Genomic DNA, 14148 nt, shown 5'->3' with positions numbered 1-14148 from the left:
AATGGTATGAACACCAAATCTCCCGTGAAGCCAGAGTTTTTGCTCTTGATGGCCGCTTTGCAATGTCTAATGGCGCTCTATGTCGATGCGATGTTGCCTGCCCTGCATGAAATTGGATCTGATCTTAACGCCCTCGACAACAACCGTTATCAGTTTGTTATTACTAGCGTTATGTTGGGTCTGGCTGTAGGGCAGTTTTTCTATGGCCCCCTTGCCGATGCCTGGGGTCGAAAGCCTGCGGTCTATCTTGGCTTTACACTGATGCTGATCGGCACCCTGATCTCTCTGTTTGCAGAGACCTTTGAGGTCATGTTGGTGGGACGAGTGTTACAGGGGTTAGGTGCAGCGGGTCCGCGTGTTGTTACCATGGCGATTGTGCGTGATAAATACGTTGGGCCCGACATGGCGCGTGTGATGTCACTGATCATGACCATCTTTATATTCAGTCCCGTTGTGGTCCCTATGCTGGGCCAACTGGTATTGCTTGTCGCCGATTGGCGAGCAGTGTTTGGCATGCTGTTGGTGCTGACAACGGCGGCCTGGATCTGGTTTTCTCTACGCCAAGAGGAGACGCTTAATCCAGAGCATCAATCGACTCTCTCCTTTAAACCAGTGATGAAGGCGATGCGTCAGGTTGTGACGACCCGCGAAGGGTTTATCTACACCTTTGCCGGCGGCTTGGTACATGGATCATTGATTGGCTTTTTGGTCTCCGTACAGGGGATACTTCAAGGCATCTACGATACTGGCGCACTCTTTCCGGTCTACTTTGCAATGATGGCGCTTGGGGTTGGGATATCCTCTTTCATGAACTCAAAGCTGGTCTACCGCTTTGAGCTCAGAAAGTTGGTCATCTTTGTCATGGCGTTATCGGGTCTAATTTCATTGCTAGAGGCGATCGTCATTGGTGCTTGGCAGCTGACGGTTCCTCTACAGGTGTTTATCCTGATGATGATTGTTACGACCTTCTTTTTTGGCTTGTTGTTCGGCAACCTCAACGCGTTGGCAATGGCGCCCTTCGGTAAAATCGCAGGTGTCGCTTCAGGCACTATTGGGGCCTTTACCATGTTGCTGGGTGTCTTGGTTGGCTCGCTGATCGGCATGCAGTTTGATGGCACTGTTCTGCCTCTACTGATCGGATTCGCGGTTACAACCCTATCAGGCTTAATGTTAGTGATTCTCTTTTCAAAACCCAGAGTGCAACGTGTTGAGGTGCCACACTGATCATGAGTGATCAAACATCAGCTCTGCTCTCACCCGGCCAGGAAGATCTCTGGTTTTTGCCCTTAGGGGGTTCAGGCGAGATCGGTATGAACATGAATCTTCTCGGTCACGCCGGTGACTGGATCATGATCGACTGTGGTGTCACCTTTGACGAGGTGGTTGATCCTGAATCGCACCGCACTGCAGCTGTAGTGTCAGCCGACCCCAAGTTCATCTCGCGTCAAAAAGAGAACCTTAAGGGAATTGTCATAACCCATGCCCATGAGGATCACTTGGGAGCTCTGCCGTTCCTCTGGCCACGCTTGAAAGCACCCGTATACGCTTCGCCTTTCGCGGCAGAGGTGCTAAGAAGAAAACTGGCACAGCATGGCTTAGATGGCCGAGTACCTATTCATGTGATCAACCAACGGGAGCGATTTACTCTCGGTAACTTCACCCTTGAATTTCTACCTATTACGCACTCGATTCCAGAAGCACAGTCTCTGCTTATTGAAACGGCTGTTGGTACGGTACTGCACACCGCCGACTGGAAAATCGATTATGACCCAGTCATTGGTGAGCCGTTCGATGAGTCACTCTATAAAGGGCTCTCTAAACTGAATATTCGTGCACTGCTTTGTGATTCGACCAATGCGCTGAAACCGGGAATGTCGAAATCAGAGTCGATCTGTTATCGCGGCATTTTGAAACAGCTGGAGTCGGTTCAAGGTCGAATTGTGGTCAGTTGCTTTAGCTCCAATTTGGCCCGCCTTGTCACAGTTGCCCGTGTAGCAGATGCTTTAGGTCGACGCTTTGCTCTGATTGGTCGTTCTCTAAAAAACATCTACTCCATCGCCAAAATGACCGGTTACTGGCCTGATGAGCTAGAACCCATTGATGAGTCTCATTTGGGTTATCTTCCAGCCGAAGAAGTGTTCGCGATTGCGACCGGTAGCCAGGGAGAAGAGCGTGCAGCACTGAATCGCTTAGCGCTAGACTCCTATCCTCATTTTTCAATGGAGGAGGGCGATCTGGTGTTGATGAGTTCGTTCCTTATTCCCGGAAATGAGCGGTTGGTAGAGCGGATGTTGGATCGTTTTAAAGCGCGCAAAGTTAAAGTGGTTGAATCGGCCACCAGCTCGACGCCGATTCATGCATCTGGCCACCCTTGTCAGGCTGAATTAGCCGATATGTACTCTTGGGTACAACCGATTATTGCGGTGCCATTGCATGGTGAGCCTGAGCACATCAAAGCGAATGCCGAGATTGCTCGTAAGTACTCCGTACCGGTTCAACTGATCGGTGAGAATGGCGATCTCTACGAGTTGGCGCCAGGTCATCGTATTCACTATGCCAAGGTGCCCGCCGGCCGTCTTGCTCTCGTTCAATAGCGGTCTGATTTTTGCAATGTGTCTGTTAGCTTTCAACTGGCGTCCTAACCACACTACCCCGTTACTCTTGGTAGCCAATCGAGATGAGTTCCATGACAGGCCAGCTCTGCCTATGCACTGGTGGCCTGTTCATCGAAGTGACTCTTCAGAGGTGTTGGCCGGCCAAGATTTAAAAGCCAAAGGAACTTGGTTGGGGTTCAATCGCTCTGGTCGATTCGCATTTTTGACGAACATTCGCCCTGGTTATATTGGCGTAGAGGGCGCTCGCAGTCGGGGTGAGATTCCACTGCTGTTCTTAAACTCAAACGAATCAATCCAGAAGATTGCTCAAGCGTTAAAAGAGAATAGAGATCAATATGCCGGCTTTAATTTGATTGTTGGTGAGCCTGGGGCGTTGTTTTGGATGAGTTCAAACAGTCCTGACCTTCAGCCAATAGAACCCGGAGTACATGCTCTGAGTAATGATGCACTTGATACTCCATGGCCTAAAGTGACACTGGCACGCCAACAGATCTCCGAACAGGGTGTGTTGCTAGAGACTCAACTGAACGGATCTGGTCTATTAATGGACCCTAACCTAGCGAATGACGCTGAACTTCCAGATACCGGTATCCCTGCCGATTGGGAGCGCTTACTCTCTTCTCAGTTGATTATCAGTGAAACCTACGGCACTCGATCTCGCTGCTTGTTCCGACTATCTGGTGGTCAGTATGATGTTGTTGATCAGCAGTTAGATAAAACCGGTGCTGTCGTGTCAGAACAGCCGTTTAGTTGGTTTGTCGGGGAGTAACAGATGTTTGGAATAGTGGATTTCTACACCTATCTTATTGGGACAATCATTATTATTTTGCTGCCCGGTCCCAACTCTATGTACGTCGCTACGGTAGCAGGGCGCCGTGGCGCTCTCGCAGGGTTTCAAGGCGCGGCGGGTATTTTTGTAGGGGATCTGACGTTGATGACACTGTCAGTCGCCGGTGTGGCGAGCCTGATTCAAACCACCCCAATTCTCTTTACGCTGCTTAAATATGCCGGTGGACTCTATCTGATGTGGCTCGGTTTTGGTCTGCTAAGATCGCTTTTCACTAAACCTCAAAACAGTGATTCGGACATCGATTTGCCCAAGGACTCTAAACACCCGTTTAGAGTAGCGCTGACGATCAGCCTTCTTAACCCCAAGGCAATACTCTTTTTTGTCTCGTTCTTCATTCAATTTGTCGATCCAAGCTACGACAACCCCTGGCTCTCTTTCGCCATTTTGGGTCTGGTTGTTCAACTCTGTTCACAGATCTATCTTGCGGTGTTGATTCTTATGACGATCTATTTCAAGTCTCTTCTAGCAGAGGGGGGGAAACTTTCAGGCTTTGCGAAAGGGTTAGCGGGATCACTGTTTATGGGGTATGGTCTTAAACTAGCACTATCAACTAACTAGTGTTCAGTTTTTGTATTAATAACCCGATCCTTTGGTCCAGGTATGAAGCTTATATTGAAAATAGCTCTATTGTTAGCGTTAACACTACAGGCTCCCCGGATCGCTGCTTCTGATGCCGAATTACTCTCTCAACTGAGTCAACAAGAGCGTGACTATCTCGAGAATAAACAGACCATAAGAATGCCCACCTATAGCAATTGGCGCCCCTTTAACTATGTTGATGCGGGTCAGCCGAAAGGCTATCTAATTGACTTAACTCGACAAATTAGCCAAAAGCTAGGTCTTGAACTGCGCTTTGTTAATGGGTTTGAGTGGTCGCAGCATATGGAAAAATTGGCCGATGGCCAGTTAGATGTTGTCGGTAATATGGTGCTGACTGAAGAGCGCCAACAGCGCTATCTTTTCAGTGAAAAGCAGACACTAGAACTGTTGACTGGGCTAGTCAGTTTAAAAGGGTACACGCGCTTTTCCGATCTGGATGGTCAGATTGTTGGTATTCAGAAAGACTCAATTTTTGAGAGCTATTTTAAGAAGCATTATCCTCAGGTTCGCTATAAAGAGTACTTATCATTTGATGAGATGATGGCCGCTCTGTTGAACGGTAAGGTTGATCTCTTTGTAGAGAACTATTCGATTGCCAACTATCTGATCAACCATACCCACCTCTTTAATGAGGATCTGCAAGTTAGACTGCTAGAGTCTGAATCGGGACTGCAGTTAAATATGCATTTTGCGTTTAACCCGCAAGATAGAATGCTGAAAACCCTTTTTGATAAAGCCTACGATAGCTTCAGCCCTGATGAAATCAGGGCGCTACAAGAGCTGTGGGGCATGGTGCCAAACAGTGAATTGAGCCCTTTCACTAAAGAGAGCTTACAAAAGCTGCTCTATCTCTTTTTCGCCACACTGGGCGTCATATTTCTGCTGCTTTACCGCTATCTACTTCTATCGAAACAGAGCTCAAAAATAGCGCAGATTAACAAACAGTTAGAGCAAGAGCATTCTGAACTAGAGCGTTTGAATCAAGCTTACGCGGAACAGGTGGCAAAAGTTCAAAGCTCTGAAAAACTTTCAAAAGCTTATCTCAGTGCCTTAACCAAGATGGGTAATATGTTTGCCGTGATAGGTGTTGAGAGCCTGAAGGTAATCGATGCTGACGATAAGACTGCGCAGTGGTGGGGGTATCAAACTGCTGAAGAGGTTATCGGTAAAACCATACCTGATTTGATGGATATCACACCAGAGTTTGCTCGCCAATTTCACCTCGATGCTAAACGTCAAGGTGTCGCAATCCGAGTTCAAAAACAGCTGCGCCCAGCACCAGGTACTGAGGCCAAAGTGGGTGAAGTCTGCTTGATCTATCAGCCGGCTAAAGATGGAGTCGAGGCTCATACCATCCGTTTAATGCGCGATGTTTCGGAAGAGCAGGCACTCCGTCAAGCATTAACGGATAAAGCTGAAGAGGCTGAAAGACTCTCACTGGTTAAAAGTGAGTTTTTGGCCAATATGAGTCATGAGATTAGAACACCTATGAATGCGGTGCTGACCTTGGCTCAAACCTTAGCGCGTGCTGAAAACGCCAATAAACCCGTACTCGAAAAAGCGAAAAAAATCCTAAGAGCGGGGCAGTCATTACAAAAGCTGATCGACGATATTCTGGATTTTTCTAAGATAGAGAGCGGTAAGCTCAAGCTGGTGACTACCGAATTCTATCTGGATGAACTGCTTGAAACCGTTGCTCTACTCATGTCCAGCTCAGTTAAAAGTAAGAACGTTCACCTGGCGATTACACCGAGCTATCAGGGTAACCTCAAAATATCAGGCGACCAGCAACGCCTGGAACAGATTTTGATCAATCTGATCAGTAACGCGATCAAGTTCACTTCGAGGGGCTCTGTTGAGTTGACGGTTAATGTGATCAATGCAGACTCTGTACCCCGTCTTCGCTTTGCGATTCGTGATACTGGCATCGGCATGAGTGATGAGGTTTTAGCTAAAATTCTAAGGCCTTTTGAGCAGGGCGATGGTTCGATAACGCGTAAATTTGGGGGGACTGGTCTAGGGCTTAGCATTACCCAGCAACTTCTCTCATTAATGGGAAGTGAGTTAAGTTTTGAGTCCCAGCAGTTCCGAGGCACTACCGTCTCCTTCGAATTGACTCTGCCTGTGAAGGTTATTGAACCTGATCCTATAACAGAGGCTAGAGTTCTTATTGCCTGTAAAAACCCCTTTACACGTAATTCACTTGTGGCTGTTGCCAAAACGATGGGTCTAGACCATGAAGTAGGACAGACGCAGAGTTATCTGATCTATCAACTCCTTTCAGCCATAAAAGCGGATCGCTCCTTTGACTCTGTCATTGTCGATGAAGAGATGTCCGGCAATAACCTGCAGCGTCTAGAAGCAGAGATCCAGAGTGAGTTACTGAGCAAGGGCGTTAATTGGTCTGGAAAACTGGTTACAGTTACCAGTCCTGTCAGTCATATTGAAGAGTATGAGAACAGCCCCTATGACTGTTTGATAGAACCTGTTACCAGTTCTACGTTAAAACGCATCATCAATTCTGATGCCCAGCCTGAGACAGAACATATTCCAAGTCAGCGACTTTTAAACCGAACACTGTTAGTGGTCGATGATAATCTTTTCAATCGTGATTCAGCTCGCGAGTTTCTTGAAGCGGAAGGGGCCTCAGTGATTCTTGCCAAGGATGGTAGTGAGGCGATCAAACTCTTAAGGGCGGCAGAGTTACCGATAGATTTGGTATTGATGGATGTGCAAATGCCAGTCATAGACGGTCTTGAGGCGACTCAAAGGATTCGTGCCCTGCGGCGGTTTGAAAATTTACCCATAATTGGTATGTCGGCAGGCGCCTATGCTGAGGATATTGAAAAGGCTTTAGAGTCCGGCATGAATAACTACATCACTAAACCGGTCGATATTGAGAAAGCCGTTGTCGCAATTGCAGAACTGATTGCGCCTGAAGCACTGAAGGAAAATGCGATCTCAACTAACACCAATCAATGCGATATAGATAGGCCTCAAAGCTACTTTGATATAGCACTGGCTAGAGATTATTGGAGCAGTGATGAAACGGCTAAAAAGTATGTTGCACAATTCATTGAAAAATACGCCCAAACTCTTGAGTCGTTGCAGCAAGAGTCCGATGAGCTAAATGTTGAGTTTATCCATAAAATGAAGGGCGCTAGCAGTATTTTGGGAATGCCACAGCTCACCGAAAATCTAATGCTTCTTGAAGCCCTTCTTCGTAATGGAAAAAAATTATCGGCTGAACAGGTCGCCACACTGGTGGCTGTTTGGGCAGAGACAAAGCGCGAAGCTTTGACAAGTTTGGAACCATAAATAACCGATGACCAAGCAAGAACAGGGTGTCTCTAAGGTCGTGACAACCAATCAGGCCGGTTTGCATGAGCGTCTCGATGAGATTGTATTGCGTAACTTAAATAACCCATTTCGCAAACCCATTGCCGACCATACTCAGGTCGCCTTTGATCAGGTGACCGATTGGCTCAAAGGTCGTTCCGGAGAGCTTATCTTGGACTCTTGCTGTGGTATTGGTGAAAGTTCACGTCATCTTGCCAATCGATACCCAGACGCCAATGTCATAGCCGTTGATCGTTCTGCTTATCGTCTTAGTAAGCACGAAAACTGCTTCACGGGTGAGCTTGATAACCTACTCTTTGTGCGAGCGGATTTAATCGACTTTTGGCGCCTGGCTGCAGCTTCAGAGTGGCGTCTAGCCAAGCATTTTATTCTCTACCCCAACCCTTATCCTAAATCAGCTCAGGTTCAGAGACGTTGGCATGCCAGTCCTGTATTCAGTGATCTATTGACCTTGGGTGGGGAGTTAACCGTTAGAAGCAACTGGAGACTCTACATCGAGGAGTTCGTCAGGGCACTGGCGTTGGCGGGTCATGAAACTAGCGTACAGTTATACAGCGCTGACCAACCGATGAGTGCATTTGAACGGAAATATTGGGAGAGTGGTCAGCAGAGCTGGCAGTGCGTAGCGCAGCTTTCAGAGTCTGGCTCAGCTTTAAAACCCTAAGATCCTAAGAGCCTCTTCATCCTGTATGCGCCTGTTGAACGCTTGAATCAGCCCCGCCTTGGCCGTTGACTCAGAGGCTGATGAAGCCGATTTAATGGACAGAGTTGTGGCATGCTCCACCTTAGATTGACCATCCAAAAAGCGAATTGATAAATCGGCTTTGGCAATGTGAATGCCATAGGCGCTACTGATTTCTTCAATGACCTGGCACTCGACGGTTATAACACCAGATGAGGAGTTGATCTCAAAACCGGCTTCTAGGATTAGACGCTCCAGTGAGCCTTTAAAGCTCATGCAGCTTTGTTCGGTTTTTAGCATTACCGGGTGGTTGGTTTGGTAATCTTTAATGGCAGATTCAGTGTCTGCAACCTGGTTGCTGTACTTTTCCCCAATCTCCGATTCCCCCAGCTGTTTCATAAGAGATATTAATGGCTGTTGAGCCTTTAGATCGGTTAGCTGTTGTCGAGCACTTGCCCAGTCAGAGAGAGTCTTGATTGGCTGTGCAGAGGAGGCGGTTAATCTGGGGTCTATTTCGTTTTTGAGGTTCTTAATTAAGGCCGTTTTTTTCAACGCTAGCAGGGTCGCGGTTCGTTGCGGTGCAATCACATCCTGTTTAAGGATCTCATATCCACCCAAAGGCAAACGCTCGGTTCTGCTTTGAATCGACGACTCCACCACTCGCTCAGTATATTCACGACTGTCTCTAACCGACGAAAGGCGCTGCTCTTGTGTGCTGGATAGTTGAACTAACAGTCTCTCGGCAAGATGAGCTAATGCAGCCTGCTCAGAGGCTTGTGCGCTGCCTCCCTCACCGACACCGTAAAATTGATCACCTGTGTTGACTAGCGGACTCATCAACCAATCAGGAGTCTTAGGTTCTGCGACAAGGATGACGGGTTCTCTGCTTGCACACCCAGTCGTTACAAAACTGGCCAACATTAGAAAAGCGAGAATGAATCTGCGGGTCATAGCTGGTTCTCTAAACGCGCCTGTTCACTCTTCTGACGTTCAACACGCAAAATGGCTTGGTTAATGATCTTGTTGGGCTCTTTTACCAACTGATCGGCTAACCGGTAGAGCTGCTCAGCTTGGCTAGTTTTACCGAGCTGCTCTTTAACAACGGCTAAATTGTAAGCCGCCACATAGCATTGGTCACCTGTACTGGTTAGAAGCTCGGAGAAGAGCACTTCAGCTTTGTCGATGCGGTGATCCTCAACGTACTCGATACCATACTCCAAAAGGTCCTCTTGCTCGCTGCTGTAGTCGATCTCTGGATCATCGAGCAGTTGCACTATGACAGTTGCCTCATAGGGAGCTATGTAAGTCATGAACTGATCGGTGATCTCATCAGCTAGGTTGCTTAGGACACTCTCGGGTGTTGGAAGAGAGTAGGCGCTGTCACGACAAGCATCGTGACTCTCTTTTGCCGTGAAGCGTTCAGAGAGAATCAGGTCCCCGCGTTCAGTATCAACGAGTCGGATGGTAGCGTGCAGGTTGGAGTGCATCTCATCACAAGGGATGTAGCGCTCACGAGTTTTTTTGCACTTCTGATCGGCACACTCAACACGAGTAACGTAGTAGAGCGAGTAGTCGGTGGTCTGAATCTCCACCTCACCAGTAATCAGTCCTTTCGCACCGATCAGCTGACCGATCTCAACAGACGTCTGTTCATCGACTAGCCCAGAGTGTTGAAGTTTTTGCTCGTCTAAAATTGATTCAAGATCCTTACGGTTGACCACGGTAAAAAAGGTCTCACCTGCCACCCTATGGTTGGTGACTCGAGATTCAATGCTGTTCGCCACACCGGAGTAGTCATTCTCAAATGGAAGCACCGCAACGACTTTGGTGGCGGCAGCCCGATCACTGATGGCTGGATTGATCAGGGTAATCTTAGCGGTCGATGAGCAGGCCGTAAGAAATAAAGCGGTGACCGCTAGGCCAAGGCTTTTTAATTTACAGTTTGTTAAGTTCACGCTCGGCACTCTGTTGTTGCGCTTGAGGAGAGGGGTCTTGCATCACCTCGTTAGAGGAGCAAGCCGAAAGTGATAAAGCTATCAGTAGTAGAGTAAATAGAGGTTTCATCAACAACTCACTTATCTAGTTGATCAATCTGAGAGTCGATCGCGTTATTGATCGTCGCTTTTTCAACGCCCATCAAAATGAAGATGACCTCTGTTTCAGGGTGCTGCCAGTAGCTCACTTGTTGTGAGTTATTAATTGTCAATTCGGAGGTTTGTCTTGCGACTTGAGTGACGACGCGTTCAGCCGTCATCTCATCGGCACCCGTTGAACGTTGATAGGAGTCTAGTTTGCTTTTAATCTGAGCCTCGACCTGTTGTGCGATATCAGCACGAGCATTAATGGCCGCCTCTTTACGAGAAAAATCATACCCTAGCTTGCTCAACGGAGCAGATCCTACGCCGACATAACGATCGGCCTCCATGTAGCCACCACAAGCCCAAATAGGTGCTTGTTCACCGTGGATGACGCATTCGCCACCTTCGACTAGATCGGGTTTAGGCAGTTCACTGCTGCAGCCGGCAAGGGTTGTTAAAAGTGTCGCAGTCATCAGTAACTTGGTGCGTAGATTCATGATCATTATCCATTAGAGATTACTCATATGATGGTCACATATTTCCATAGAAATGTCAGGGTTATTTTTAGATGAAAATTGACAGTCAACGGATTAAAACTCACCCGTGTGATTACCCCTTTACGGACAGATCACGTAAAATAACCAAAATCACAAATCAGAGTGTGTCATGGATAACCGCAGAAAAATTCGCGCTGCCGTCTCTCTTCTCTCATTCATTGGGATTGTTGCCCCATTTATGTTTTTAATGGGTGCCGAAAATACCGAAGAGGCCTTTAATGAAAATGCCAGTTGGGTGATTAAAAATACGCTGGTGTGGATTGTTGTGATGTCTCTGTTGTTGATCAAGAATCCTAAGTTTTTTGGCGACGAAACCCCCTTCGATATACTGCTTCGTTACGCTATACGTCTGTTTAAATCAAACGCTTCAGATCGATAGTGAGCCGTTGATCAATGCTTAAACTGAACGTTCTATCTCTCTCTAATCTTCGTGGTGATCTGCTCGGTGGTTTAACCGCTGCGGTGGTCTCACTCCCTTTGGCGCTCACATTTGGTGTCGCCTCTGGCGCAGGCGCGGAGGCGGGACTTTATGGCGCGATCTTAATCGGTCTCTTTACCGCGCTGTTTGGTGGAACCGCTACTCTGATCTCTGAGCCTACTGGACCGATGACCGTAGTGATGACCGCTGTGATCAGCACTCTAGTGGCTGCGAACCCTGAAAATGGTCTGTCTATGGCGTTTACCGTGGTGATCATGGCAGGGATATTCCAGATCGTGTTTGGTTATCTCAGGTTGGGCAAATACATCACCCTGATGCCCTATGCAGTGGTTTCTGGCTTTATGTCAGGCATCGGATTCATACTGATTATTCTGCAGATAGCCCCTGCGTTAGGGCAATCTCCACCGGCGGGCGGGGTGGTAGGTACCGTAACTCATTTGCCAGAGTTGATCATGAACGTGCACTTCAGTGAGTTGTTGCTGTTCTTAGTGACACTGGGTGTGTTGTTTAAAACGCCTGAAAAATACAAAAAGTTCGTGCCGCCTCAGTTGATTGCACTGGTTCTTATTACTCTGGTCTCTGTGATCATCTTTAGCAGTGATGGAGTCCAACGCATTGGTGAGATCGATGTGTCACTGCCTTCAATGACCTTGCCCTATTTCACCTATGATCAGCTTCAGATTATGTTGGTCGATGCGATGGTGTTGGGCATGCTTGGTTGTATCGATTCAATGCTTACCTCGGTCGTGGCGGACAACCTGACCCGAACAGAGCATGACTCCAACAAAGAGCTGTTTGGACAGGGGTTAGGCAATATCATGTCTGGTCTGTTCGGTGGTCTACCAGGTGCTGGTGCCACTATGGGCACCGTGGTCAATATTCAGTCTGGAGGGCGAACACCACTCTCAGGTGTTATAAGGGTTCTCGCACTGGCAATAGCTGTGTTTGGAGCAGGTTCATTGATCGAAAATATCCCTTTAGCGGTGCTGGCTGGTATTGCGGTAAAAGTGGGTGTCGATATTCTGGACTGGTCGTTCATTAAACGGGTTCACCTTGTCTCTAAATACAGCACGATGATCATGTATGCCGTTCTACTACTAACGGTCTTTGTCGATCTGATCGTTGCGGTGGGTGTCGGTGTCTTTGTCGCGAACGTCATCATCATCCGTAAGTTATCCGATGTTGAGGCTGAGAAGGTTCGCTCTATGTCCGATGTCGATGATGAGATTCCGCTGACCCCTGAACAGCAGTCCCTGTTGAATGAGGCGAATGGCCGTATCCTACTGGTCTACCTTTCGGGAGCGATGATTTTTGGTGTCTCCAAAGCCTTAGCCCGTGAGCGAAAAGACATCGCTAAACACGATGCGGTTATTTTTGATCTCAGTGACGTCAGCTATTTAGATGACACCATGACGCTCTCCATTGAGAACGTCATACTCGAAGCCTTAGATCTTGGTAAAGAGGTGCGTCTAGTGATGGCACCGGGCGCTGAGAAAGATCGATTGATTCGCCTTGGCCTTGATCAGCGCCTCCCGGCTGATCGTATAACAGAATCAAGAACCGAGGCATTGAGGCAGTCACTTTCCAGTTTATAAGCTAAGCTGAAGCAAAAGAGATTTGGAGGTCTACTATGTTCAGTTTGATCTTTAAGACAGTTCGCCACCTGTTACTCAGGGTATTGCTTCCGCTCAGTCTGCTCTTTTCAGGCGCGGCCTCAGCTAAAACGGTTAAAGAGATCCTTGCACTTGAAGAAGCGCCACCAGGAGTGGTGTTTGAAATTTTGGCGCCTAATCCACAACAGTGGCAACGGATTCAACCTCGTTTGATGGGTGCCATAGACTCTTTGCGATCAGCTTTTCCAGATCTCGATATTGCGGTGGTTAGCCACGGCAATGAACAGTTCGCTCTGACCACTGAGAATGAGAGTAAGTTCCCACTTTTGCATCAAGGGGTTCGTGATCTAGGTGAATCTGGCGTGGATCTGCATGTGTGTGAAACCTTTGCGAGTTGGAGCAACGTCACAGCAGAGGCTTTTCCAGACTACGTAGACGTTGCCCCTTCCGGTCCCGCGCAGATCAATAACTACGTTGCGATGGGGTATCTGTTGGTGGATCAGTTCGCGTTTTAATTCGCTCTCTGATTTAACATCTCTTTAATCTCAGCCAGCTGTTTTTGAAGATCAGCGATGGTTGGCTCATTGGCCTCGATCGCTTCCTCTTTAAGGATGCGCTCATGCTCCTCATTCATCACATTGACGACAATACCGATCACCATGTTCAAGAAGGCGAAGGCCGTTAAGAATATAAAGGATAGATAGTAGATCCAGCTTAGACTGTAGACCGTCATCGTTTCGTACATCACATCGGTCCAATCCTCAAAGGTCATCACCCTAAAGAGTGTCAACATCGACACCGCGACATCGCCCCAAAGGTCGGGGTTAATCGCAGCAAACAGCGTCGCACCAATAGCAGCATAGACGTAGAAAATGATGAACATCAGCAGAAGGACGTACCCTAGCTGAGGCAGTGCTTTGATCAACGAGTTCAGCAGCATTCTAAGTTCAGGAATGATGCTGACCATTCGGAAGACGCGGAACACGCGAACTAGACGTGCGACCAGAGCGGTATCGGCCTGACTGACAGGGATCAGGCTGATCACAACCACTAAGGTGTCGAATAGGTTCCAGGGATCCTTAAAGAAGGTGCGCTTGTTCTCATCGGCAATGAAACGAACCGTGATCTCGACCAGAAAGAAGACGGTAACAGCGATATCCAGCCAACCAACAATCATCTCAGCGGTGTCAGAAAGGTCAAAGGTCTTGGCACCAATCAGGAGCGCCGAGCCAATAATCACCGCAATTACGGTGAGCTCGAAGAGTTTGTTAGAGCGGATTTTAACGAGTGTCGATAGTAAAGCGTTGCTGTTCATTGGCTTAGAAATTCACTACATAAAATGGACGCTGATAGT

14 protein-coding genes are annotated in these 14148 nt (G+C 47.8%); 9 read left to right on the top strand and 5 right to left on the bottom strand.

The genetic code is table 11. The features are described 5' to 3' along the window. Positions 1–6: 6 nt before the first annotated feature. The 6 genes from XMM312_RS03110 to XMM312_RS03085 are packed head-to-tail and all read left to right on the top strand — an operon-like array spanning position 7 to position 8089. A complete protein-coding gene (locus XMM312_RS03110; protein WP_173481263.1) occupies positions 7–1224 on the top strand; it encodes a multidrug effflux MFS transporter in 1218 nt (405 codons plus the stop codon). Between the two features lie 2 nt (positions 1225–1226). Then, the gene (locus XMM312_RS03105; RefSeq protein WP_173481262.1) at positions 1227–2594 is read left to right on the top strand and encodes a ribonuclease J; all 1368 of its coding nucleotides are present in this window, start codon (positions 1227–1229) and stop codon (positions 2592–2594) included. A 16-nt stretch (positions 2595–2610) separates the two neighbouring features. Continuing rightward, positions 2611–3384, top strand: coding sequence for an NRDE family protein (locus XMM312_RS03100; protein ID WP_173481261.1), 774 nt, complete (start codon positions 2611–2613; stop codon positions 3382–3384). Between the two features lie 3 nt (positions 3385–3387). Further along, positions 3388–4023: a leucine efflux protein LeuE gene (gene leuE, locus XMM312_RS03095; protein ID WP_173481260.1), complete on the top strand. Its 636-nt coding sequence runs from the start codon at positions 3388–3390 to the stop codon at positions 4021–4023. A 42-nt stretch (positions 4024–4065) separates the two neighbouring features. Then, entirely contained in the window at positions 4066–7383 is a 3318-nt protein-coding gene (locus XMM312_RS03090) for an ATP-binding protein (protein ID WP_173481259.1), read from the top strand. A gap of 7 nt (positions 7384–7390) precedes the next feature. Continuing rightward, positions 7391–8089, top strand: a complete 699-nt coding sequence (locus tag XMM312_RS03085) for a tRNA (guanosine(46)-N(7))-methyltransferase TrmB (protein WP_173481258.1) — start codon at positions 7391–7393, stop codon at positions 8087–8089. Here the strand turns inward: XMM312_RS03085 and XMM312_RS03080 are convergent. Genes XMM312_RS03080 through XMM312_RS03070 form a run of 4 tightly spaced genes read right to left on the bottom strand, consistent with a single transcriptional unit; the run spans position 8078 to position 10682 of the window. After that, on the bottom strand, positions 8078–9058 hold the full coding sequence (locus XMM312_RS03080; RefSeq protein ID WP_173481257.1) for an LPP20 family lipoprotein: 981 nt from the start codon (positions 9056–9058) through the stop codon (positions 8078–8080). The two genes, XMM312_RS03085 and XMM312_RS03080, sit on opposite strands and share 12 nt — an antisense overlap. Continuing rightward, complete coding sequence (locus XMM312_RS03075; protein ID WP_173481256.1) at positions 9055–10062, bottom strand: CsgG/HfaB family protein; 1008 nt, start codon at positions 10060–10062, stop codon at positions 9055–9057. The genes XMM312_RS03080 and XMM312_RS03075 overlap by 4 nt, the downstream gene beginning before the upstream one ends. After that, positions 10043–10171: a hypothetical protein gene (locus XMM312_RS11595; RefSeq protein WP_256368157.1), complete on the bottom strand. Its 129-nt coding sequence runs from the start codon at positions 10169–10171 to the stop codon at positions 10043–10045. Before XMM312_RS11595 ends, XMM312_RS03075 begins: the two co-directional genes overlap by 20 nt. Positions 10172–10178: 7 nt before the next feature. Then, positions 10179–10682: an LPP20 family lipoprotein gene (locus XMM312_RS03070; RefSeq protein WP_173481255.1), complete on the bottom strand. Its 504-nt coding sequence runs from the start codon at positions 10680–10682 to the stop codon at positions 10179–10181. Positions 10683–10851: 169 nt separating this feature from the next. On the opposite strand from XMM312_RS03070, the gene XMM312_RS03065 reads away from it, so the two are divergent. From XMM312_RS03065 to XMM312_RS03055, 3 genes are read left to right on the top strand one after another with little or no spacing between them, the layout of a single operon-like run. Then, on the top strand, positions 10852–11121 hold the full coding sequence (locus XMM312_RS03065) for a hypothetical protein (protein WP_173481254.1): 270 nt from the start codon (positions 10852–10854) through the stop codon (positions 11119–11121). 14 nt (positions 11122–11135) lie between these two features. Further along, positions 11136–12776 carry a SulP family inorganic anion transporter gene (locus tag XMM312_RS03060; RefSeq protein ID WP_173481253.1) on the top strand — a complete coding sequence of 547 codons (1641 nt, stop codon included), beginning with the start codon at positions 11136–11138 and terminating at the stop codon, positions 12774–12776. A 35-nt stretch (positions 12777–12811) separates the two neighbouring features. Then, complete coding sequence (locus XMM312_RS03055; protein WP_173488691.1) at positions 12812–13309, top strand: DsrE family protein; 498 nt, start codon at positions 12812–12814, stop codon at positions 13307–13309. On the opposite strand, the gene XMM312_RS03050 is transcribed toward XMM312_RS03055, so the two are convergent. Next, a complete protein-coding gene (locus tag XMM312_RS03050; RefSeq protein ID WP_173481251.1) occupies positions 13306–14109 on the bottom strand; it encodes an ion transporter in 804 nt (267 codons plus the stop codon). The genes XMM312_RS03055 and XMM312_RS03050 overlap by 4 nt on opposite strands. Between the last annotated feature and the right edge of the window lie 39 nt (positions 14110–14148).

This window comes from Marinobacterium sp. xm-m-312, from assembly GCF_013283295.1.
Taxonomy (GTDB): domain Bacteria; phylum Pseudomonadota; class Gammaproteobacteria; order Pseudomonadales; family Balneatricaceae; genus Marinobacterium_E.
The sequence above is the reverse complement of the archived record's forward strand: the minus strand, read 5'-3'. Positions and strand labels throughout refer to the sequence as shown.